Source organism: Candidatus Chryseopegocella kryptomonas (assembly GCF_001536065.1).
Classification (GTDB): domain Bacteria; phylum Bacteroidota; class Ignavibacteria; order Kryptoniales; family Kryptoniaceae; genus Kryptonium; species Kryptonium kryptomonas.
Window position 1 is genome coordinate 1 of sequence record NZ_CZVW01000016.1, and the last position, 25,273, is coordinate 25,273.

Sequence of the window (25,273 nt, forward strand, 5' to 3'; positions counted from 1 at the left end):
GGAGCATTTCTGGACAATAGTTTTGCCAAGAATGAAAAAGGTTTTATTCTATGATGAATCTGGAATTTCAAAAGAAAAAGATGTTAAAGAAAAATACAATGAAAAAACAGCAGGTGGATTCTTCAAATACTACGAACTTGAACAATATGAAGACACTTTAAGGAAAACAAAATACAAAGATTCCTACTTATTTGAGAATCCTAACGAAGACCCCTATAATCAATATATTTTTCTTAAAGATCCAAAGATGCTTGAAGCATTAGAAATTAACTATAAAAATAATAAGGTAAAAGTGAATTTATCAAAACTTTATCAAAATATAGACATCCCAGAAACCCTTTCAAATCTTCTTGGTAAATGGATAAAGAAAATTACAGCGGATTATGTCGAATTTGAAGATGGTGAGAGGATAGATATTAAAAATCTGGATTGTAAACTTATTAAACCCTTAATCTGGTGGTGTAGAAAAAAGTAGAAAAAACTTTAGTCATGAGAAAAAAAGAAGGGTGAAATAACTATGTCAAGGATTTTTCTTCAAAATATGTTAGAGGGTATAAAATTTGAGAATTTGCCGTCTAACTGGACTTCATTTGATTTAGAAAAGTTTTCGAGAAACAAAAAACTGTGGGATTTCCAGCAAGAGGCAATTGAAAATGCTATAAAGGTACTGTGGAAATATTTTGAAGATTTTGTTGATTATCAGGATGGTGAAAAATTAGAAACAAACAAGAAGAGGAAAGAAAAGTTTTTTGAATGGTATAAAAGTAATGGATTATATGAAGATTTATATATTACATTAGATAAAAAAGGGAGAAAAAAAGAACACAATCTTCTTAGAGATTATTATCCTCAAGAAAATAGTAAAATACCTTATAAGCATTTCATTAATAGAATGTCTTTTTGGATGGCAACAGGTAGTGGTAAGAGCTTGGTCATTATTAAACTCATTCACATTCTGGCAGAACTAATTGAAAGAAAAGAAATTCCCCCATATGATATTCTGTTTTTAACTCATAGAGATGATTTGATAGATCAACTTAAGAAACATGTAGACGAATTTAATTCTTCTAATGAACCGAAAATAATTTTAAAAGAATTAAAAGAGTATCCTGAAGTGAAAAAAGAACCTTCATTATCTGGTATCACTGTATTTTATTACAGGTCAGATAACTTAAGTGACGAACAAAAAGAAAAGATTATTGATTTTAAAAACTATGATAATAATGGGAAATGGTATATATTTTTAGATGAGGCACATAAGGGCGATAAAGAAGAATCAAAAAGGCAACATATTTATTCTATCTTATCAAGAAATGGTTTTCTATTTAACTTCTCAGCCACATTTACAGACCCAAGAGATATTATTACCTGTGCTTTTGAATTTAACCTATCAAGTTTTATAAAGTCTGGCTACGGAAAACATATCCACGTTTTAAAACAGGAAATAAGAGCATTTAGAGACGATGAAGATTATACCAGTGAAGAGAAGCAAAAGATAGTTTTAAAATCCTTAATTCTTTTGACTTATGTAAAGAAGTTTTATAAAAAGATTACAAAGAACAAATCTGATTTATATCATAACCCGCTACTTTTGGTACTTGTTAACTCTGTAAACATAGAAGATGCAGATTTAAAACTATTTTTTGACGAATTGGTAAAAATTGGAAAGAAAAAAATTGGGGGCAATGTTTACAAAGAAGCGAGAGATGAATTATGGAAAGAGTTAAAAGAGGAACCTGAATTTATATTTGAGGACGGAGAGAAAATAAAGATAGAGGAAAAAATTTTTAAAAGTATAAAAATAAATGATATTTTAAATTATGTATACAATTCACAAACAAGCGGAGAAATTGAAGTTATAAGAAATCGGTCTAATAATAAAGAACTTGCCTTTAAGTTAAAAACAAGTGATAAACCTTTTGCTTTGATAAAAATAGGCGATATTTCTGGATGGTTAAAAGAAAAACTTGTAGGATATGAGGTTCAAGAAAGGTTTGAGGAAGAAAGTTTCTTTGAAAACCTGAATAAAGAGGACTCCACAATTAATATTTTAATGGGTTCTCGCGGTTTTTATGAAGGATGGGATTCAAACAGACCAAATGTGATTAATTTTATTAACATAGGGATGGGTGAAGATGCAAGAAAGTTTATTCTCCAATCTGTAGGAAGAGGAGTGAGAATTGAGCCAGTGAAAGGTAAAAGAAAGAGATTAATCCATCTTTACAATGCTAAAGAAATTGCTAAGAATTTGTTTAATAATATTAAAGATAAAGTTTTACCATTAGAAACTCTATTTATTTTTGGGACAAATAAAAATGCTTTAAATATAGTAATCGGTGAATTAGAACAGGAAAAGAAAAAGGAAGGTGAAATTCAAATTTCTCTTATTAAAAATCCAGCAATTGAAAAAAATAAAAAATATAAACTACTAATACCTGTTTACAAAATTGCAAATTATCCACTCTTTAAAAATAGGAAACAAGTGAAATTTGAAATCTGTAAGGAAGATTTTGAAATGCTTAAAAAATTTATTGAATTTATAGAAGATGATAGGATATTATTGATGAGGTATAACACAGAACCAGAAAAAATAAAAATTTTGAAAGAAAGTTTAAGGACAAAAAATATTTTTAAGTTTAGTGAAAAAAGTTTTAAAAATGTGGATTTACTTATCCAAAGATTTTTTGATCATTTAAGTTTTGCCTCGGAGGAGTTTGAAAAGTTTAAAGAGTTAGAGGATGAGATAAAACATTTTAAGAATATAAAGGTATATTTTAAAGATGTTAACGAACTTCAGAGGAAGATCGAAACTGTTTCTCAATCTGATAAACAAGAAAGAGAGTTGAAAGAAAAATATAAAAAGGGAAAAATTACTTTAGATGAATATACAGAGGAGATTAAAAGAATTACTTTGATGATTAGAGAGGGGGAGGTAGAGTATCAAGGTAAACGATTAAGAATTAAGCATATTGCTACTCATTACTATCTTCCACTTATATTATCCGAAGATGAGAAAATAGACTATATTAAACACATTATCAAAACTAAAAGTGAAGTAGAGTTCATTAATGATTTAGATGATTATCTATCTGAAAATGATAATAAATTCAAAATGTTTGATTGGTGGATGTTTAGCAAATTGGATGAAAGTTTAGACGAAATTTATATACCCTATTATAATCCTAATTTAAATAAGATTAGTCGCTTTTACCCAGATTTTATTTTCTGGTTAAAAAAAGGCAGGAACTACTTTATCGTCTTCGTTGACCCAAAAGGAACAGAACACGTGGATTACCAACGAAAAATAGATGGCTATAACACAATTTTTAGAAAAAACAAAAAAACAAAAAATTCCCTTCAGGTAACAGTTCATTTGTTCTTTAGAACTAAAGATATAAACAAGATACCCAAAGAGTACCAAAAATTTTGGTTTGATCAAATAGAAATGATGTTGTCCAAATTACTTAATCATCCCCAGTAAAGTTTGATGAACCCTTTAAGAAAAATATTTTCAGAAAAATCCTCTCTTAAATCTGCAAATCCTGGAAGTTCTTGGTGAAGTGATCCCTTAGGGAAAAGAATCTCTCCCGAAGGTCCAAGGGACCCCATTTGGGGAATTCACTTGGACTTTCGCCGACCTTTGAGTGATCTATTCGCTGATAAAGAAAGCCTTTGGAGACAATCCCTTTCGTCATTGCTATCACAAGCAAAACAATCTCACTTTCTCTTTCATTGTTGGCTAAGCCACATAGCTAACCCCTTGGGACTTGCTTTTTTATTTACACCTTATTATATTTTCGCTAAGAGCTGAAGCACCATTAGCCGATGCACAAGCGAGGGGAAGTGAAAGGAAGATAAGATTAAAAACTGTAAAATTTCATGTTTTATATCAATTTTGAAAAAAGTTTCACCCTCGCTTGTGCATTTTTTTATGCACAGGCTTCAGCTCAACCCCCGCAACCGCCCAGTTTCACACCTCGGGGAGGTTGCGGGCAAAGTTTCAACCCTCACCCCTGGGGAAATCTTCTCCCGAAGGTCCTAAGGACCCCCTTTGGGGGATCGCTTTGCCGATCAATCTTATTAAAAACCAAAAAAGGAGACCAAAAATGCGTAAACTAATCCTTCTCTCTTTAGCCCTGTTTCTATTCTCCTGCTCTAAACCAACTGACACAGATTTAACCGCTGATAAACAACTTAAATTTGACGATTCACCAACCACCCTCCTAAATGAATCTCTCAACGAATTTGAAAACCTACACGAATGGATCCTCGCCGGACGACCCATGGGGAAACAAAATGCTGTTTTCAAATTTGATAAATCTACCGCTGACTCCGTCTGGATCTACGGCGACACCCTCCCAGGAGGTTTAGGCGTCGTCATAACTGAAAAACACTCTTACCCAAAAGGACTCCTCCTGATCACAAAAAACTACAAATACGGTGACTACGCAAACCTCAAAATCGTCTCAATCACCGAAAGATTTATCTCATGGTCGCAATACAACAACTCACCCGAAACAAAAATAAAAACTGAACTCACTTTTGAATCAGCTCCATCTAAAACAATCATCACACACATAACAAAATGGACCAAAGGAATTCAAACCCGAGAAACTTACTACTTCAGAGAGCCAGTCATCACAATTGACAACTCACGAGGTATCAAAACCGTAAGACAGGCAGACCCAAATAACGAGGTAATAGTAACTGAAACGAGAGACTTAACAACAAATAAACTGCTTCAATCAAGATGGACAGGTCCATCTTCAACATATCCAGGCGGTTTCTTCACGAGAACAAACAACTACGAGGACGGAAACCTCGTCTCCTGGACGAAAACAACTACCGTTGGCCAAGGCGATGGCTCAATCATAAAATACATAGACAGATACCCATAATCGCTCTCTCTTTGCTGTTGATAGGCTGTCAAACACCTGAACCTGAAATTGTAAAATCTTTGAGATTTGAACCGCCCCTTTTTGACTCATTTAAACAAAACACAACACTAAAATATACACTTACAAAACCTGCTACAGTTAGCATATACATATACGACCGAGAAGGGAACAGAATAAAAACAATCGCCCAAAACCTGCACCTTACCCAGGGAACACAATCCCACGGATGGAAAGGTGACAACGATCTCGGAGAATTCCAATCAGTCGGAATTTACATCGGCGTCGTTGAGGTAAAAGGAAACAAAACATATAAAACAACTGTTGAAATCTTCCACTGGTAAAAATTGTTATTGTAAACCGTTGAGCAAATGAAACAAAAAATGTGGATAAGTCATCGTTAATAAGTCATCGTTAATAACTTTAGCCGAAAATTTGCTGAAAAATGGCTATATATAAAAAAAATTTTTTCAAAAAAGTTATCAACGATGGGTTATCAACGACAGTCGGCAAAAGCGATCCCCCAAACAAAGGGGTCCTTAGGACCTTTGGGAGATGATAACTTTTTATGACATAAACAGCGATAAAATAATCACCCCAGAACTTGAATTTAAATCAAGAGTAAAATTTGACCCATTTAAGATTTTAAATGAAGAACTCTTCGCAATCGCATTGTCAAATGATAGCTTATTTCTTTTCCTTGATAAATTTGTTTATCAATTCACCCCTGAGTTTAAATTCAAACTTGAAAAACCACCGACAACCTGGGAAACCATATCAATATACTCAGCCCCAAAAAATTACTTTGACCTCCTCAAGCAGTATCTCGCACTTGAACCCTGCTTCAAGTTTAAACCCCCACCAGGAATGGACAAAAACGAAATAAAAAAATTAATTGAATCCTCATCCTGCCAGAACGGGTTTCTTGAAATAAACTCATTTGAACCATCACCAGAAATTGACATAATCTTAATTGAAAACGGAGACGAATTTGAAAAAATTGAAATAACTGAAACCTCAAACATAAACAGAATCCTGATCTATGACCTTGAAAAAAATAATTTCAGAAACTGTAAAGTTCAGGTCGGCAAAGCGATCCCTCTCGGGAGGAGCACCTTTGGGGGTCCTAAAGAGCATGCCACATCAAGCACACTGCACAGAAAACTTTTTGAATTAATTTTGAATTACATTGAAAAGAATGTCTCCGCTAAAATAGTTTGGGATCTAAACATTAACCGAAATTTAATCTACCGCGAGCATACTACACTTGAAACATTACAAGCCACGCTCTCAACAATCAAAAACGCAATCAACCTCATCAAAATAAACCAGAAGGAGCATAAACAAAAAATAAAAGAACTCATTGAAATCTTTTACTCCGAAAACTACAACGAACTTGAAAAACTAAACCTTACAACCCAAATTGAAAAATTTTACACAGAAATATAAAAAAACCATCCCCCCTCTCTGTAAAATAGAGAGGGGACCAGGGGGTGAGTTCATCTCAAAATTCCTAACCTTGCTATTTTTTATTATCACCTTAACCGCCAAAGCGCAGGATCCAGACCTTGAAATCACAAAAAAACAACTTGAACTAAAACAACACTCACTCCTCAACAGAATCATAAACTCAATTGAAATCCGTGCCCACGCTGGCTTCGGAGCAGGCTACTTCTTAAGCCAGTTTGACCCAATTAACCCGATCTATTCCCCATATACAATTAGAGACAGATTTTCGCTGTCCATATCAATTAACATCTCAAAAATCCTTGACAATTCAACATACAAAATCAAACAAATTGAACTTCAACAACTTGAAAGAAAAATCCAGCGTGAAAAACAAATAAACAAAGAAAAAATTTCGCTGTTGAACGAAAAAATAAAAGCACAAACAAAAATAATTGAACTATACGAAGAACAATTCAACCAGAACAAAATCTCCCTTGATAAACTACTTGAAGAAAAAATCAAACTGCTTGACCTTAAACTAAAACTAAAAGAAATTATCAGCGAAAGCAATGAACAATAGAATTGCAAACAAAACTAAATAAAATCGCCATGCCACTCTTCATTAAAAAAGAAAGAGAAGAAGAAACAAAAGCGGAAGAAATTATAACCGAACTAAAATCCTCGGATTCAGGAGAAGATGAGCCTAAGCCAGAGCAAACCGTCAGTTCAGAAACTCAAAAAATCAAATTTAAAATTGACGAAAAAACACAAGCAAAACCCCCACTTGGAACGATCACTGTCAAAATCCTCGCAAACGATATTGAATTCGCAACATTCATAATCGCACCAGAAATCTTCAAAGAAGCATCCATCCTGCTTAAAGAAGTCATCTCAAAAATTGAAAACCCACAACTAAAATTAACCACAAACTGCAACTGCGTATGGTGCAAAGAAAAAACCACAGAATTAGAAAACTTCTTAAACTCCTGATCGCTGTTGCCTTTACTACAAAAACATTAGCGCAGATAATCTCAATCCACCAAATAAATGTTTCTCAAGGTGACGCCTGCTTTATTAAAATTGACACAATTAAATTCTTAATTGACGCTGGAAATCCAACAAAAGGAAACAATGTAATCATACCATATCTTGCCACACTCGGAATTGACAAACTCAACTTCACCATCGCAAGCCACCACCACGCCGACCATATCGGCGGACTTGACGAAGTTATCTACGCCCTTAACCCGGAAATATGCTACGATAGGGGAGAAACCTACAACAGCCAACAATTTAACGAATATATCACCTCTGCAGGCGCACGCCGACGCACCCTCAACCCAAAAGATACAATCATCAAAATAATCAGACAGAATAAACAAATAACCTTAACATGTATCGCCTCATCCGGCTGGATCTGGAACACCTACGCAGGAACCTCAGACGAAAACACACTCTCAATCGCACTCCTGCTTGAATTTGTCTCCCAGACAGGGGACACTTTCAGATTCTTTACAGCAGGCGACCTCTACGCAAAACAAGAGTCGCTTATCGCTGTATATTTCCCCAGAAAAATTAACCTGATGAAAATCTCCCACCACGGCTCACGCTCAAGCACATCGAACTTCATGCTACAAACCTTCCAGCCTCAAGCTGTCATGATCACCGTCGGAGACAACAACCCCTATGGACACCCGCACCAGGAAACACTTGCTAAACTTGAAAACACACCCAGCATAAAATACATCTATCAAACTGAACAGGGAGCTCGCGCATCAACAAAATCTGTAATAGCAGGAAACATAATCGCAAATGTTTATGATAGATTTTTCACCATAACAACATCCAACAACCCTGCACGAATTGACACATTCTATTTTGGTAACGAAACAACTCTCAACGCCGAATCCGAACCATTTAAACGAGAAAATGAAAACAACAAAAAAGACAGATCAGCTATGATAAACTCACACAGCGAAAACGGCTTCACAAAAATTCAAATCTTTATCCCAGATGAAATCATCCAGACAATTCAGGTTTATAACATCCTCGGGAAACTCGTCCACGAAACCAATATAATCATCCCGGAAAAATTTGAACTCAAAATCCCCAGCACCGCAAGCGGAGTTTATCTCGTCCTTGTCAAAACAAACAAAAACATATACCATAACAAAATAACAATCCTGAAATGAGGCTAATCATCGGAATTGACGAAGTCGGCAGGGGCGCAATCGCAGGTCCCGTTGTCGCCGGGGCTGTTGCAATTGAAAAAATTATCCCCGGTGTAAGAGATTCAAAAGCCCTCAACATAAAACAAAGAGAAACACTTGTACAGGAAATTGAAAAGCACGCAATCGCTGTTGCAATTGAAATCATACACCCAAAAACAATTGACAAACTTAACATACACAACGCAACTCTGCTCGCTATGAAAAACGCATTTTTAAGCGCTATTGAACAGATTGACACTAAACTTGACGAAGTTTTTATCTTCATCGACGGGCTTCACATCTTCAAAATAAATCCTGATGAGCTAAACAAACAGATTAACCTTAACCTGATAGCAATTCCACGAGCGGATAAATTTATCTATCAAGTAAGCTGTGCAAGTATTTACGCAAAACATACCAGAGACACGATGATGATGACAATTGAACATGCACGGTTCCCCGATTACAACTTCAAGCGAAATCTTGGATATCCAACACCCGAGCATATAAGAATCCTGAAGCAAATAGGACCCTGTGAAATTCACAGAAAAACTTTTTTAAAGAACTTAAACTCGGCAAAAGCAATCCCCCAAACAAAGGGGTCCTTAGGACCTTTGGGACAGGAAAATCTTTTTAAGCTTGCAGAAAACATCGGCAAAAGCGATCCCCCAAACAAAGGGGTCCTTAGGACCTTTGGGAAATGACCTTCCCAACTCACATATTCTTTGCCCAATTTTGCCTTGCCTTCGCTTCAATAGGGCAGGGAATTGATTTCAACACAACAAACGCCCTCATGGCTGGGCTCGGATCCATAACCCCTGACATCGACAACTCAAACTCATGGCTTGGAAAACTACTTTACCCCATCAGCAAAAAAATTGAAACTAAATTCGGCCATAGAACAATCACACACTCAATCTGGATGATAATAACGTTGATAACTATCGCATCAATCATGACACTGCTGAACAAATTTCCGCAACTAACTATAGCCTTCTCAATAGGCTACATCTCACATATACTAATTGACTGCACCTCAACCCAAGGCGTTAAAATCCTCTACCCCCTGTCAATGAAAAACGCCGTCTTCCCATTTGACACTCAACAACCAGAAGCCTACAGAATAAAAGTCGGCTCAAAAGAAGATATAATCCTCGGCCTCATCTTCCTGATTCTGACAGCCCCACTCGCATATATCTCACACAAAACACACACTAAAATAATAAGACAAATCCAAAAAGATATTAATTCAGCCGTCAGAGCCTACAACGAACTCGCTAAAGACTTTATATGCTTCGCAAAAATAAACGGCATCAACACAACTACACACGAAAAAATAAAAGGCGAATTCATGATTATATCAGCAGAAAAACAAAACATGCTCCTGGTGCGCAACCCCGAAGGCCTCACAGTAACCGTTGGAAAAGACCCATTCAAAAACGATATCTTCACAACTGATATACTCACCACACCAAAAATCAAAGCAAAAACAGAAATAAAAAACATAACCATTGAAAACCAAACACTCACATCTGGACTTAACACACCCCCAGATCTGGACTCGCTCGTCTATCTTTCTGGCGAAATTGAACTCTACGAACCAATCTTCATAGAAAAACCAATAACTAAACACGAATTCATCAAACAAACATCAGAAAATAAAATCAAACTTAACTTCGCCCCACTCGACTACATCAAAAAAACTAACATCGCTAACCTCATCATCAAAAAAGCATCTATCACTGCAAAAATCTTCTACCCAGAACAGACCCCATCCGCCTTGACCCCGCCGATTAAAACCCACGAAGAAAACAAGTTCACAACTCAAACAATTGAATTAAAACCAAACGAAAAAATAAATCTCTTAATCAAAACTGGACAAGCGATCTCCACAGGAGAAATTATTGCCTACAAACTATCACCAAAAGCAGAGAAAATCTCACTTGAAATTGAAAAACTCAACATAAAAATTCTAAAACTTGAAAACCAGCTCTCTATACTTAAAAAGAAATTAACAGAAGACACATCATCAATAAACCTGCAAATCCTCAAACTATCGCAAGAACTTAAACGAACGCAGGAACTAATTCAAAAGGGGCTCAAACCACAATCAGCACAGGAACAAATCAACGAAGAAATAGAAAAACTTAACACAAAAAAGAAAATTCTCCTGCTTGATTACCAGGACAAAGAATCAAAAACCCAAATCCAGATCAAAGAGATAAAACTCCAGATTAAACAAAAAGAAATTGAACTTAAAAGCGAGCAACTAAAACAAACCATCACATCAAGCGCAAGCGGAATCGTCGCAGACATAAAACAGATCCAGTCTAAAACAAAAAACTCAATCATCATCACAATCAAATGATCCTAAGCGATCAAAAATTCTTCGGAAGAAAACAGGAACTAAAAAAACTTGTCGTTAATATCCTCCTCGGAAAACATACCCTGATCATCGGAAAAAGAGGAATAGGGAAGACAACCCTGATTGAACATGCGATCTCAATCATCAAAGGCTCAACCCATAGAATTGACATAAGCCCAACGGCATTAGCAGAAGAATTCAAAGACATAAGACTCGCACACAAACTAAAATCAGCATGGAAAGGGGAAATAAAACTTATAAAAGTCAACCTCAACAAAACAAAATCAACAATTTTTAACGAAATAATTGAATCCCTCTACGCTGAAAACGACCTCGTAACAGACGAACTGATTCGGATCAACAGCGACGGAACAATATCAATTCAAGTAAAAAACGCACCAATAATCATAAAATCAATCACAGGAAAAAATTACATTTTTCTTTTTGACGACCTTGACCTTGCAACAGGTCAGATGATTGAATTCATAATTGACCTCATGCCACACGCAACCATAATCGCAACAACATCAGAATTAAAACATGAGAAAAAATTCAAACACCTCTACTCATTCTTCGAAAAAATACAACTCAAAGAACTTGAAAAAGAGACAACAGAAAAACTCACAAACTACCTGATTGAAACATACATAACTGAAATTGACACAAAAACAAAAGAATTTCTAAAAAACGAAATCCTCAGAATATCCAAAGGAAACCCAACAATCATAAAATCAGCACTTCAACAAGCAAAATCACAAAAACTAATTAGAGACGAAGATATAAAAAAATTGAGAACATTAGAAGAAAGCGAATACATAAACCTTGGACCATTTTTCGCACTCCTGCTCGGCTCTGTAACTGTGATAAAAATCTTGCAAATAGGACTTGAGAACAGAGAAACCTACATCCTGCTGTCAATCTTCTCATTCTTATCATACCTTACAATTAGAATTTTTAGATACTTCTTCCTCTTCCGCCCCCAGCGAAAAAAATAAATCCCCCTGGCGAAGTGACCCCTTAAGGGATCTATCTCCCCTCTCTAAACACTTAGAGAGGGGGCAGGAGGTGAGACAAAAAACCAAACAAAGATCCTAAAAACTCCCCTAAAATCCAATTGTTATTCCCGTTTCAATCCCTCACAGGTTCGATTCACACTTGAAGGTAAGCTGATGCAAAGGCGAACCGCTAAAGGGTTTCAATCCCTCACAGGTTCGATTCACACTATTGTGTTCAAGAAAAGGTCCCTTGAACACAAACTCGTTTCAATCCCTCACAGGTTCGATTCACACCCACGGTAAAACAAAACTTTAAATAAACCAATTCACACACTTAAATACAATAAATTTTACCCCAAAAGTCAAGTCCTTCTGTGTTAACTTTTACCCTTGATTTTTCCGCTGACCTCCCTGACAATGTGTCAAGATTTGCGTCAGAGCAAGGGAAAATGATTGTAAATCAACAAGATATTCAAATTCACAAATGTTAACTTGTTAACGAGGTTCTCGGAAACCGTAATAACAAATGAAAAACGAGCTTTTTGTAAATCTCGCACCTTTGCCTCTCCCTAAGGTCCTATGGACTCTCCTAAGGAGCCCTCTGGACCTTAGGAGAACCTCCAAGGGAGTCCTTTCGGACCTTAGGGGGATCACTTCGTAGCTTTGCCGAGCTTCGCCGATTTTGAATAAAACAAAAATTTTTTTAGTTTTTTTCAACCACGTAAAAATATAAACGCTTGTGAAAAATGACAGCTCAACTTTCCATTCAACCTTACTTCAAAAATAAATCTTTTTACATTTACCCCTCGCCAGAATAACATCACAAAATATCTTTAAATCATGGTTAATAAAAAAATAAAAAATCAGTTTAAATACTATGTTCAGATGTTTCCAGGTCTCAAATTTCAGATACGATCACGAAATAAAAACATTTAAAATTATTTTTGAAAAACTAAAAAACAAGTATAACAATTCAAACCAGAATTTCAACCTAATCATACAACCTAACATTTTAGGATCAACTCCTGATTTAATCATAATTTCAAACAAACTCATTGCTGTTGCAGACATTAAATCAGGAGCTGGAACTATAACTGGAAACGAAAATAGCCGATGGTATTCCAACGGTCTTGAAATAAATAAGGAAAGAGAAAATCCATTCCAGCAAATTTTTCGCTATAAATTTGATTTGCTCAATTTCCTCAAAGATAAGTTACATTTTTACTTTCCACCCGATTTCATTGACTCAAACATAAACCTCGGCCATATTAAAGGTTTTGTAATTTTTGATAATGTAATCTATTACGATCACTCTCAACTACAAACGCCAACAAGAAAATGGTTTAAAGTTACAAGCGCTTTAAATTTTCACAAAGACATTGATAGCTTACCCGCCTCCATGATTAATTTAAGTGACCCCGACATTGAAACAATAATCTTTAAAATTCTAAAAATAGATCCATCTCAATATATAGATAACTATCCATTGCCCGAATTCGTTGAACCCTCGGAAGTAAAATTAAGGAAAGTAAATATTCCAATCAAAATCAACATACCACAATTATATTCCAAACATCAAAAAATTCTTTCATACTACCGCTATTGCCTCGTTCTTGAAGACCTTAAAAGCTCTGAAATACCCGAATCAAGCATCGCTATTAATCTTACAGAGTCACCCCTTGCCTTATCATCATTTTCAACTGTTTTGACCCCTGATTTAAAAATCTTCCTGGATAAACAATCCTTCTACTCCAGAGCTCAAAACATCCAACTTCTTTTGGCTTACCCCGTCTTTGACCTTAAAGACTCAAAAGTTCCTCTATTCATTTCCACTACCAATTTCAGCATAAAAAACTCACATGTCATCTTTTCAATTTCAGATAAATATGAGATCTCAAAAACCTTTATTTCAAGAGTGATGGGCATTTCAGACCCCGAACAGATTGAATTCATAAAATCAAACGTAGATAAATCTGCTACAATAGATGAAAAGATTGATATAATCATTCAAAATTTCAATCCCGAAAAATCTTCAATTTCAATTGACACATTGAAAAAAGCACTCTCATCATATCGTGTCTTATTATTTTGGGGAACATGGGGAACAAATTTCAAAGTAATCAGAGAACTTGAAGATATAATAAAAAAGGGAATAACAACACAAGAATTATCATGCTTCATCTCTCAATCCCAAATTGATAACACACCTCACCCCGAAAACCTCTCTCTTTTGATATTCTCTAATTTAAACAAGGAACAAGAACTTGCTCTTGAAAGTGCATTTACTAAACGACTTACAGTTGTCACCGGACCACCCGGGACCGGCAAAACACAGATTTCCTTCAACATCATGGCAAACGCAGTCATCCACGGTAAAACTGTCCTCTTCTCAACAAAGAATAATAAAGCTGTTGACGATGTTTGTAAAAAATTTGAAAAACTTTTCCCAAATAACTCCATAACCCCACTTATCAGGGTAGGGAATAAAGAAGTTATATCCCGGCTACCTGATAAAATCCTCAAGACAATAAACACTATAAACAATAATAAAACTATTGATCAAAACCTGATTAACAAAGTTAAGATTGATATTAATATAATCAAAGAAAAAATCAATGAACTTGAATCAGAAATCTCAAAATTTCATCAACTTCAACTTTACTATAACTCCATTAAGAATCAAATTGAATTCAATAAATCTTTATATGAATTTGAAAAATTAAACAAATCTAAAATCATTGAAAATCTGAATTTTGAAAAAGAAAATATTCTCTCCTCAATACCAAAGCCATTCATTGATTTCTTCTATGAAATGAGAAAAAACTATCCAACCCCAGAGTCTTTAATTTCTAAACATCTTTCCGCTTTAACAGATAAACTCTTAGGCAAACTCAATTTACTTGAGAAAATCATACTTCTTATCAATAAAAAATATATATACAACAAATACACTAAAATTTTTGCAAAACTATCATCCGCATTTGACCCTCCTCAAATTGAATTTATCAAGAAAATGTCCAAAACTTTACCAGATCTATTTAAATATCTCCTACTTGCAAAATCATGGGAAAAAGATATTGCTAAGGTTATTGATATTGACGAAAAAATTAAAGAGCGAGAATCTGAATTAGAAAATATTAAAAATGAATTTGAAAAGTTAATAGCTGACTTGGAAAGAAAACTTGTCAAGCTGAAAGATGATATATCAAAACTTGCCCCTAAAATTAAACAATATGAAGAAGAAATTGAAAGCCTTAAATCAACCTTGATTGAAAAATCAAAAGATTATCTTCGTTTATTTTACATTTCATCTCTAACACCAAACTTAGTTCCTTCGCTTCAATCATTTAAAACATCAATTGAAAATTCAACTATAATCTCAAAATCAGCCTTTAAAGAGGTTTTAAAAGCTTTCCCAATCATTGCAACCACAAATCTTTCAGTTGCAAACGTAGTCCCCCTTGAACCGTATTTATTTGATATACTCATTATAGATGAAGCCTCTCAATCGGATATTGCTTCCGCTTTGCCACTTATCCTTAGAAGCAAAAACATCGTTATAATCGGCGATCCCATGCAATTAAAACACATCTCTGGATTATCAAACGACGAAGATGCTACAATAGCCCAAAGTTGTGATATACCCGAATTTAAACTTAATTACAGCAACAAATCGCTATATTTATTAGCCGAGGAAATTTCAAATAAGAGCGCTAATCCCGTTATATTTTTGACTGAACATTACCGTTCTTACCATAAAATAATTGAGTTTTCAAATTCCCATTTCTATTCTCACATAGGTAGAGAACTTGTTGTTAAAACTCCACCGGAAAATATAAAATTCAAAAAGGTTAACGGTATTATATGGATTCCAACCCAGGGCACCGAGAAAAACAAAATAAATACCTCCGAAGCCGAAAAAATTGAAGAAATCTTGCTTAAGCTTAAAAATTATATAGATCCCGATATCTCAATTGGTATCACAACGCCATTTCGTAACCAAGCGGATTTCCTTCAAAGATATTTGTACAAACTACTTCGCCCCGGGATAGATGTTGTTGACACAGTTCACCGCTTCCAAGGAGATGAAAAAGACATCATGTTCCTTTCTCTTGTGGTTTCCCCGAATTCAGAATCATCTTTACTCTGGTTTATAAACGAATCAGCAAAACAACTTCTTAATGTAGCAGTAACCCGTGCAAGAAGTAGTCTTTTCGTCATAGGTGATTACAATTTCGCCATCTCCCCAAATAAATCCAATAGATTTAGATATGATTACATCCGCGCACTCGCCGAATCATCAATATGCGGAACCCCAGATGATTTACTATAATCTTGACACTTAACAATTATGTTTTTAAATTTTTTTCAGCCAAGTAAATTTATCTATTTTTTATGAGCCATTTTAAAGTTACTATTTTTTCATATTTCTAATGTTGTCTTGTTCCAACTGAATTGATTTGCCAATCTCGCTTAAACCACAAAAATAAAAAAAAGGAAAAACCACCATGTCCGAACAACTTTTTAAGTTTCAAAACTTACTCCGTAAAATTTTTCGCTTTGACTCCTCATCACTTGATTTCGGCATCTACCGCATATTTAATCTCAAACGCTCTATGATAGAAAACTTCATAAACCATACCATACCCCAAAAAGTTGAAGAAGCTTTTGCTCAATTCTCAACCCACCCAAATCTTGACACTATTAAAAACGAGGTTTTTAACGATCTCTACACCTTCTTTAACCGCTTTTATGAAAATGGTGACTTCATCCCACAAAGACGCTATAAAATTAGAAAAATTACTTACGCAATACCTTACAACGGTGAAGAAGTTAAACTTCATTACGCCACCTCTAACATGTATTATATTAAAACAGGAACTCTCTTCCGTGACTACACATTTACCACAGCCCCAACTTCACCATTTAAAGTTATCTTTAAGATCTCATTCGCAACAGAAGAAATCGCCTCAAACAAAGCTACAAAAAGCAGATACTTCATCCTATCTGATACAGATGATGATCCTATCATCTGGGATCAAAAAAATGAAACCTTAATTATCAATTTCCATTACATACATCTTACAGATACCCAACTTGAAAAATATAGTAAAGCTATCACTGAAGAAGAAAATAACAACAATATCTATTATGAAAATAGCAACGAAAATATTGACGAAACTGACTCTTTTGGGAATGGCAAAAGAAAAAAAACGATAAAACAAGAACTAATCAATCGTTTAATATACGAAGAGATTATAACTAAATTAAAAAATAATGAAAACACAAAACATTTAACACACTTTTTAGAAGCCCCTTGTGAATCAAACGACCCAGTTTTATTGTATCATATTAACAGATTTACCGCCAAAAATAACACCGATTTCTTCATTCATAAAGATTTGAAATCTTTCCTTGTAGAGCAACTTGACTTTTTCCTCAAATCCGAGGTTTTCAACCTTGATACTTTCAAATCTGAACCAGATTTACACTTAGCAAGGATTCAGATTACCCGAGATATTGCTCAAACCATAATTGATTTTTTATCTCAAATTGAAAATTTCCTAAAGAAACTCTGGGAAAAGAAAAAGTTCGTCATTAATACACATTATGTTATCACGCTTGACAGAATTTACGAATTAACTTCCGATGAATTTTTTAACAGACTGATCAATATAATATTAGAAAACAGGTATCAATTATATGAATGGGAAATTCTTTTCGGCATCAAAGTAAAAAGTAAAGATGATTTATTTAGAAATCACATCCCTTTAAAACTTCCTATTGATACCCGTTATTTCCCATTTGATTTTAAATTTGAACTCCTTGAAGAATTAACCAAAGACCATGATCTTGACGATCTTTTAGATGGTTTGCTTATAAAAAGCGAGAACTGGCAAGCTTTGAACTTGCTTTTGAATAAATACAAGGAAAAAATCCAGACAATATATATTGATCCACCATTTAACAAGGAATATGATGCGGATTATCTTTATAATGTAAAGTATAAGGATTCCACTTGGGCTACAATGCTTGAGAATAGGTTAAGGCTTGCAAAAGATTTGCTGAAAGATACAGGAAGCATTTTTGTCCGATGTGATTACAATGGGAACTGGATTTTAAGACCTTTGATGAATGAGATTTTTGGAAAGGAGAATTTTAGAAATGAGATAATTGTAAGAAAAGGAAAACGAACCGAAAGTATAGAAAGAAATAGGTTTGAAAACGACACAGAAAGTTTGATGTTATTTTCCGCAAATAAAGAAAAAGCTTTTGTAAGTATTCCACTAAGAGCTAAGCCGGAGGAAAAATTGGAATGGACAACTATGTTTTTCCCGGAGGAACGAGGAGATCCAAATAGATTGTTTTGGGGAATAAGCATTAAAGCACCAGCAGGAACGCATTGGCAATTTTCTCAAGAAAGAATTAATCAGGAAATATCAAAGGGTAATATAAAACTTGTGTGTAAACAATGTGGGTGGGAATATCAAGAAACCACTATAAACAGAAGAATATCAAGTTGTCCAAAATGTGGTTCTAAAAAATTTGATGCTTTATATTTAAGACGAGAGATTCCAGTAAATAATGATTGGACAGATATTCTTGGATATACATATATGATATCCAAATCTACAGGATTCCCCACCGAAAATTCCGAAATCCTTCTCAAGCGTGTCATAGAATCTACATCTAATGAAGGTGACCTTGTTATGGACTTCTTTCTTGGTTCTGGCACAACAACAGCAGTAGCACATAAACTTGGTAGGAAATGGATTGGCGTGGAAATGGGGGAGCATTTCTGGACAATAGTTTTGCCAAGAATGAAAAAGGTTTTATTCTATGATAAATCTGGAATTTCAAAAGAAGAAGATGTTAAAGAAAAATACAATGAAAAAACAGCAGGTGGATTCTTCAAATACCAAATCATTGAACAATACGAAGATACACTTGATAACATTGAATTCACTGAAAATGAACAAGCCCGCTTGCTATTTAAAGACGATTACCTCATAAAATATTACACCCACATTGAAACCCAAAACAGCCCCTTTCTCCTAAATATCGAACAACTCCGCTTCCCATTTAACTATAAACTTAAATTTAACCCCTACGAAGTAGGAAGCCCCATTGAAACCGTTATTGATATACCAGAGACCTTTAATTATTTACTTGGAGTAAAAATTAAAAAATTAGTATTTGAAAAATCTAATGATAACCCCTATTTTCTTATTCTTGCTGAAAAAGACAACCTCACTTACCTTATTGTATGGCGTAATGTTCCTGAATCATGGAGTAAAAACCATTTTGATGAAGATCGCTCTTTCATAGAAAAATTCATTAAAAAATGGAAACCGGATTCCGTTTACATTAACTCGCCCTCTACGCTTATCCCCGACGAATTTAACCTCAATTACATTGAACCAATCTTCAAAAAACTAATGATAGGGGAAAACCATGCCTAGGCGCCGATCCACAGTATCAACCGATTCAATTAACATAGAGCATCATTTTATCCTTTTCCGCTATATTCTTTCTCTCCTTGGTTTCTCCAGCTTTATGGAACTTAAAAATTTCATACAATCTCACATTTTAGATGTAACCCCCACTTTTGAAACAACAAATCAAACCCCAACTTATTACGCAACCACCCTTTGTAAAAAACTTTCTGATACGCCACTCTCCCTATATTCAATTTCTATTACAGAAGATGATATTTTTAGATACGATTCAAACATACTAAACTATCTCAAAAAAATTAATCAAAAACGCCAAATCCCGATTAACCTCAAATATTACCAGTATCTCGCCATCTTGTTTACTGAAATTTATTTTGACCTTTTGAAAAATAAACCCGATGAATTTATCAACTCCCTTAACAACTTCGCTAACTCAACTTTTACCTTTGACCGCAAAACCATGAACAAACTTGCTTATTTTATGGCAACAGGCTCTGGTAAAACCATAATTGCCCATATTAACTATCATCAATTCCATCATTATAAACTATTTGAACCCGATTGTATTCTCTTTATCACTCCTAACGAAGGTTTATCTAAGCAACATCACGAGGAACTCATCAACAGCAATCACCCAGCCATATTATATTCAGAATCAGGTTTAACTAACACTGATAAAGTATTAATTATTGAAATCACTAAATTCACCGAAGTAAAAAAAGGTTCTGGATTATCAATCACCCCAGATTCATTTGAAGGTAGGAAACTCATCTTTGTAGACGAAGGGCACAAAGGACAATCAAGCGAAGAAAGAAAATGGAAGTCATACCGTGACCAACTAGCTGAGAACGGTTTCGTTTTTGAGTATAGTGCAACCTTCGCCCAAATTCTTAATCCCTCCGAAGCCCCCGATATCTTTGAAGAATATTGTAAATCAATCATATTTGATTATTCCTACAAATATTTCTACTACGATGGCTATGGTAAAGATTTTAGCATCATTAACATTCAAAACCCAAGAGAAATTCAAGCAGATCTATTCACCGATATCATGTTTGTAGGTAATCTTCTTACTTTTTACGAACAACTTCTCATTTTTGAAAATAATAAAAGCCTCGCTGTTAAATATAATCTTGAAAAACCCCTTTGGATCTTTGTCGGCTCAACCGTTACCGCCTCATCACAAAAAGAATTTTCCGATATCTTAACTGTAGTAATACTCTTATCCAAATTTGTCTCTGAACCCAATTGGGCGCTCAATTTAATTGAAATCATACTTAACGCTAAGACCGGTCTGAGAAATCCATTCGGAGAAGATATCTTTGAAAATTCTTTTCTTTTGCTTCCAGCTATCTATCATTCAACTAACCGTGAAGAATTTTACCATAACTTACTTAAAACCGTTTTCAACGGTCCCGGACCACTCCGTCTTTTTGAAATCAAAAACGCTGAAGGTGAAATTGCCCTTAAAACAGGTGACAACTCTTATTTCGCTTTGATCAACATTGGTAATGTCGCTGAATTTAAAAAACTCCTCACTAAAAGCAATTTCACCATTGAGTCAGATATCATCTCTCCATCCCTATTTGATTCTATAAAATCCAAATCATCCACGATTAATATTCTAATCGGTTCCAAAAAATTCATAGAAGGTTGGGATACCTGGCGTGTTTCCTCAATAGGTCTTCTTTACGTCGGTAAATCACAAGGTCCTCAAATCATCCAGCTATTCGGTAGGGGAGTCCGCTTGCTCGGCGAAAATAACTCCTTAAAACGAAGCAATAACCCTCAAATTAAACCTCTTGAAACACTTAAAATCTACGGCATCAAATCCGATTATCTTGTTAAATTTCTTGAAGCTATTAAAAAAGAAGAAATTGAACTTGAGCCAATCAGCGTCCCCATAAAACCACAACACGAAGATAAATGGAACGACCTCAAAATTATTAAATTAGAAACACCTAAATTTTACCACGATGAGTTTATTGACATTTCCAAAAACTCATCAGTGTCAGTAACCCTTAATTTATTACCGCGAACTACAGTTGGTATTTCAACCTCTACCAGAGATACTATCACAATAGAAACGATGTCTAATACCCCAGAATATGATGATTACTTACTTGATCTATCGCCTTACATCAATCTATTCAATTGGCAGCGAATTTATACCGAACTATTGTCTTACAAACTTGAGCATAACTATTGGAACATCAATTTTACAATTGACTCTCTTAAAAATATACTATCCAAAGGTGCCAAATCTTCATCTGATAATAACTTTTGCTATAAACTTTACGTTTTACCCGAAGTTAAAAATTTAACCACTTACTCCGATATTATTCGCCTTGAAGATATTGCCATTTTACTCCTAAAAAAGTATATTTCAGCTCTTTACAAAATTCAAGTCAAAGAATATGAATCCAAGAACGCCACAGTAAAAAACCTTACTGATATCAACCCTCTCTCCATTTTTGAATCTACACTCAACGCATACATTCAAACTGTGTATGTGAAAAAAGAAACAAATCTGTTAAGTTACTTAAACCGTATTCATAATATTGTTAATGATACCAATGTTCTTTTAACAAACAGCCCCTACGATCCCACGCTCCCTCGCATCATTTTTCATGAATCTCTTTTCTTACCCTTACTTCTTTACACCAGAGATCTAACTCACATTGAATATATGAATCCCACTGGATTAAATGAAGGAGAGCGTGATTTCCTATTAAAACTTATTGATTACCTTAAAAACCCATCCATTGACCTATCCAATTACGAAATATATGTCCTCCGCAATTACCCCAGATCTGGTATCGGTTTTCTCATTCAAACCTCTGAGAAATTCTACCCCGATTTTATCATCTGGATTAAGCCAAAATCAAGCATCTATCCCCAAGCTATTGTATTCGCTGATCCAAAATCCGGATATTTTCTTTCAGAGGAAAAAATAAATTTAGCATTATCAATCAAAGACATAGAGAAAACTATCAATTCACAAGGTTACCATATTACTTTAGAATCTTTTATCATCATCGTTGATAACTCAAGCTCGCCAATCCCAGATAAAAATCTCATAAATCTAAATCAAATAAACTTGATTTTTGAAAAAGTGATACCAAAATTAAATAAAATTGATTCACAACCATGAATATAGATTCTTTAACCCCTGAACAAAAAGAAATTGTAACCTCAACTTCAAAGTATATAAGAGTTATCGCTGGTCCAGGAACAGGTAAAACCGAAACATTAACTCAAAGAATTCTTTACTTATTATTCAACCACGGAGCTATCCCATCTTCCATTGTTGCATTCACTTTCACAGAAAAAGCAGCTCAAAGCCTGAAATCACGAATCTATTCCCGAACACAGGAAATTGCCCCAAACTCACCATTGCTTCAAAACCTGTGCAATCTTTTTATAGGCACAATACACTCATTTTGCTTAAAAATTCTTAAAAACTATTTTAATTACGGCAATTATTCCACACTTGATGAAAACCAAGAATTTGCCTTCGTATCCTCTTTCTACTCTGATCTAAAACTTTCCGAACTTGCTAAGAAAAAATACCCAAACTCTAACTTTAAACCCTTTGAAATAATTGGCAATTTCATCAGATCCGCTAATGTTATATACGATAATCTCATAGACCTAAGCACCTTAAAACTTACCGATCCCGATTTTTACGAAGTTTTCACAATTTACGAACATTTGCTTGATTCTCATAAGCTCCTTACATTCAGCAGAATGGTTTATTTAGCTACTCTTAAAATTCAAGAAAACCCCTCATCAATCTCCGGCATAGAATATTTACTTGTTGACGAGTACCAAGATATAAACCCCTCTCAAGAAAAGCTCATTGAACTTATCGGTAAAACAGCCAGCGTTTTTATTGTCGGTGACCCTCGCCAAACCATTTATCAATGGCGTGGTTCCGATGAATCTTGCTTCTTCAGGTTTCCCCAAAAATTTCCCTCCGCCGAATCCTATTCACTCACAATTAACCATAGAAGCACGGGTTCAATCATTCAAATAGCTAATCGGTTTTCTAATACATCTCAATATTTAAATACTTATCCTCCCATCTCAACAACCAAAGAATCATCCATCCAGAGCGTCTTTAAATTAACTTTCAATGATCCAGAAGAAGAAGCCTCTTGGATTGTAAATACTATAAAAAATTATGTTCAAAATTATAATGGCAATTATCGTGATTGTGCTGTTTTATATCGCAGTGTTTATTTATCAGCTACCCCACTTATCAACATACTTCGTGAACATCATATCCCATACATCGTTGCAGGTAAAGTTAGCCTTTTCCAGCGCCCCGAAATTGAAGCCCTCGCTTATATCTTCACTTGGTTAGCTCCCAACGGCTTCTTTTTGCTTAAAAATAACAAGTATCTCAAAAACGAAAAATTAATTGAAAGCGCTCTTAAAATTTGGGAAACTTATATCACCCCACTATCTCCATTAACTGATAAATATCTAACAAAAATAAAAAATGATGTAAATAAAAACCTATTTAGAGACCTTGCTCACCTCCTGTACGAAATACTTAATGTCCTAAATTATAAACAACTTGACCCCACATCTCCCGATCACCATATAATCATAGCCAATATAGGTAGGTTCGCCTCACTTCTATCTGATTTTGAATTCCCACAGCGCCTCGGTGGAAAACCAATCAACTTCCCCCAAATGTTAGAAAATCTTTGTTATTTTCTAAACTTCTACGCTTCCTCAGCTTACGAAGAATCCCAATTAGAATCCCTATCAACATTAGACGCAGTTAACATTTTAACTATACATCAAGCTAAAGGTTTGGAATGGCCTATTGTTTTTATCCCTTCTCTTCAAGAAAATCTTTTCCCATCAAGCAGAATTGGTGAAAACCCGAATTGGTTAGTTAATCAAAGTTTATTTAATAGCTCCAGATACCTAACAACTTACAAAAGCGAATCTCAATTATTTTATGTTGCCCTAACAAGAGCTAAAGATTTTCTTTTTATTAGCTATTGCCACTATGATTCATCAGGAAGAATACAGAAAAGAAGCTCCTTGTTAGATAACATCATCACCTATTTAAACCCAATTGAAACATTCCTACCCTCCAATTTCACCTTTATTTCACATACTCCTCCCCAGAATGATATACCAGTCATCGCTATCACCGATTTAATTGATTATTTGAAATGCCCTTATTTCTTCCTTCTACGTAAGATTTTTAATTATCCTTCCGGTTTCAGCTACATGCTTGGTTACGGTGATAGTTTACACTATTGCCTTCACCTCAGCACAAGATTAATAAACGAATCAGGATATGAACCCGAAAAAGCAGTTACTGAAGCTATTGAGAAAGAATTTTACCTACCCTTCGCCTCAAATATACAAAAAATGAAAATCGCAGAAGGTGCTAAAAAAGCTTTATTGAACTTCGTTTCACACCCCGAATCAAAAATTGACAAAATAATCAATACCGAATTCCCACTGGAGCTCCTACTATTTCTTGACAATAACTCTAAAACCATATTGTCCGGCATAGCTGATGTAATCTTATCTGATGAAACCGGAACCGAGATCCGCGATTACAAAACCTCTTCCAAAGTTACCCCCGCACATCTTGCCGCACTTCAACTCCAGGTTTACGCTTACATATTACAAGCCCAAGGAAATCAAATCTCAAAAGCTTCCATAATTTACCTTGAAGAACCCGAACCGAATAATTTCAAACAAGTTAACATTGAACCCAACGAACTTAACAATGCTATTAACTTAATTAAAAAAACCTCAGAAAAAATTTTAAATAAAGATTACCCGGCACAACCCGAAAATGGCCATTGTCCCAATTGCGATTATAAAATAATCTGTAAATTTGCGAAAAGTTATTAAAACCGAA

Annotated in this window: 14 protein-coding genes and 1 pseudogene; all 15 read left to right on the plus strand. The window is 34.7% G+C overall.

Annotation, left to right across the window (positions count from 1 at the left end):
* Positions 1-475: pseudogene (locus AWW83_RS07165) on the plus strand (site-specific DNA-methyltransferase); the annotation flags it as partial.
* 42 nt (positions 476-517) lie between these two features.
* A complete protein-coding gene (locus tag AWW83_RS07170) occupies positions 518-3,481 on the plus strand; it encodes a DEAD/DEAH box helicase family protein (RefSeq protein WP_092350372.1) in 2,964 nt (987 codons plus the stop codon).
* Between the two features lie 625 nt (positions 3,482-4,106).
* The gene (locus AWW83_RS07180) at positions 4,107-4,898 is read left to right on the plus strand and encodes a hypothetical protein (RefSeq protein WP_143713920.1); all 792 of its coding nucleotides are present in this window, start codon (positions 4,107-4,109) and stop codon (positions 4,896-4,898) included.
* Positions 4,899-4,915: 17 nt separating this feature from the next.
* Positions 4,916-5,239, plus strand: a complete 324-nt coding sequence (locus AWW83_RS07185; protein WP_143713921.1) for a T9SS type B sorting domain-containing protein — start codon at positions 4,916-4,918, stop codon at positions 5,237-5,239.
* Positions 5,240-5,450: 211 nt separating this feature from the next.
* Positions 5,451-6,344, plus strand: coding sequence for a hypothetical protein (locus AWW83_RS07190; protein ID WP_092350380.1), 894 nt, complete (start codon positions 5,451-5,453; stop codon positions 6,342-6,344).
* A gap of 70 nt (positions 6,345-6,414) precedes the next feature.
* Positions 6,415-6,924, plus strand: a complete 510-nt coding sequence (locus AWW83_RS07195; protein WP_143713922.1) for a hypothetical protein — start codon at positions 6,415-6,417, stop codon at positions 6,922-6,924.
* A gap of 29 nt (positions 6,925-6,953) precedes the next feature.
* Positions 6,954-7,334, plus strand: a complete 381-nt coding sequence (locus tag AWW83_RS07200; RefSeq protein ID WP_092350384.1) for a hypothetical protein — start codon at positions 6,954-6,956, stop codon at positions 7,332-7,334.
* Positions 7,286-8,536, plus strand: a complete 1,251-nt coding sequence (locus AWW83_RS07205) for an MBL fold metallo-hydrolase (RefSeq protein WP_092350386.1) — start codon at positions 7,286-7,288, stop codon at positions 8,534-8,536. The genes AWW83_RS07200 and AWW83_RS07205 overlap by 49 nt, the downstream gene beginning before the upstream one ends.
* Positions 8,533-9,258 (plus strand): ribonuclease HII, encoded by a 726-nt coding sequence (locus tag AWW83_RS07210; RefSeq protein WP_092350388.1) that lies wholly within the window; start codon positions 8,533-8,535, stop codon positions 9,256-9,258. The genes AWW83_RS07205 and AWW83_RS07210 overlap by 4 nt, the downstream gene beginning before the upstream one ends.
* Positions 9,255-10,922 (plus strand): metal-dependent hydrolase, encoded by a 1,668-nt coding sequence (locus tag AWW83_RS07215; RefSeq protein ID WP_092350390.1) that lies wholly within the window; start codon positions 9,255-9,257, stop codon positions 10,920-10,922. The genes AWW83_RS07210 and AWW83_RS07215 overlap by 4 nt, the downstream gene beginning before the upstream one ends.
* A complete protein-coding gene (locus AWW83_RS07220) occupies positions 10,919-11,914 on the plus strand; it encodes an NB-ARC domain-containing protein (RefSeq protein WP_092350392.1) in 996 nt (331 codons plus the stop codon). The genes AWW83_RS07215 and AWW83_RS07220 overlap by 4 nt, the downstream gene beginning before the upstream one ends.
* Before the next feature lie 877 nt (positions 11,915-12,791).
* The gene (locus AWW83_RS07225) at positions 12,792-16,247 is read left to right on the plus strand and encodes an AAA domain-containing protein (protein WP_092350394.1); all 3,456 of its coding nucleotides are present in this window, start codon (positions 12,792-12,794) and stop codon (positions 16,245-16,247) included.
* Positions 16,248-16,530: 283 nt separating this feature from the next.
* Positions 16,531-19,377, plus strand: coding sequence for a site-specific DNA-methyltransferase (locus tag AWW83_RS07230; RefSeq protein ID WP_234697272.1), 2,847 nt, complete (start codon positions 16,531-16,533; stop codon positions 19,375-19,377).
* Positions 19,378-19,471: 94 nt separating this feature from the next.
* Positions 19,472-22,525, plus strand: coding sequence for a DEAD/DEAH box helicase family protein (locus AWW83_RS07235; RefSeq protein WP_159421139.1), 3,054 nt, complete (start codon positions 19,472-19,474; stop codon positions 22,523-22,525).
* A complete protein-coding gene (locus AWW83_RS07240) occupies positions 22,522-25,266 on the plus strand; it encodes an ATP-dependent DNA helicase (RefSeq protein ID WP_092350400.1) in 2,745 nt (914 codons plus the stop codon). The genes AWW83_RS07235 and AWW83_RS07240 overlap by 4 nt, the downstream gene beginning before the upstream one ends.
* Positions 25,267-25,273 lie beyond the last annotated feature (7 nt).

Bases quoted from the DNA above. Each gene is read 5' to 3' on its own strand.
- AWW83_RS07170 (WP_092350372.1), top strand. From the start codon at position 518: ATGTCAAGGATTTTTCTTCAAAATATGTTAGAGGGTATAAAATTTGAG.
- AWW83_RS07180 (WP_143713920.1), top strand. From the start codon at position 4,107: ATGCGTAAACTAATCCTTCTCTCTTTAGCCCTGTTTCTATTCTCCTGC.
- AWW83_RS07190 (WP_092350380.1), top strand. From the start codon at position 5,451: ATGATAACTTTTTATGACATAAACAGCGATAAAATAATCACCCCAGAA.
- AWW83_RS07200 (WP_092350384.1), top strand. From the start codon at position 6,954: ATGCCACTCTTCATTAAAAAAGAAAGAGAAGAAGAAACAAAAGCGGAA.
- AWW83_RS07205 (WP_092350386.1), top strand. From the start codon at position 7,286: ATGGTGCAAAGAAAAAACCACAGAATTAGAAAACTTCTTAAACTCCTG.
- AWW83_RS07210 (WP_092350388.1), top strand. From the start codon at position 8,533: ATGAGGCTAATCATCGGAATTGACGAAGTCGGCAGGGGCGCAATCGCA.
- AWW83_RS07215 (WP_092350390.1), top strand. From the start codon at position 9,255: ATGACCTTCCCAACTCACATATTCTTTGCCCAATTTTGCCTTGCCTTC.
- AWW83_RS07220 (WP_092350392.1), top strand. From the start codon at position 10,919: ATGATCCTAAGCGATCAAAAATTCTTCGGAAGAAAACAGGAACTAAAA.
- AWW83_RS07225 (WP_092350394.1), top strand. From the start codon at position 12,792: ATGTTCAGATGTTTCCAGGTCTCAAATTTCAGATACGATCACGAAATA.
- AWW83_RS07230 (WP_234697272.1), top strand. From the start codon at position 16,531: ATGATAGAAAACTTCATAAACCATACCATACCCCAAAAAGTTGAAGAA.
- AWW83_RS07235 (WP_159421139.1), top strand. From the start codon at position 19,472: ATGGAACTTAAAAATTTCATACAATCTCACATTTTAGATGTAACCCCC.
- AWW83_RS07240 (WP_092350400.1), top strand. From the start codon at position 22,522: ATGAATATAGATTCTTTAACCCCTGAACAAAAAGAAATTGTAACCTCA.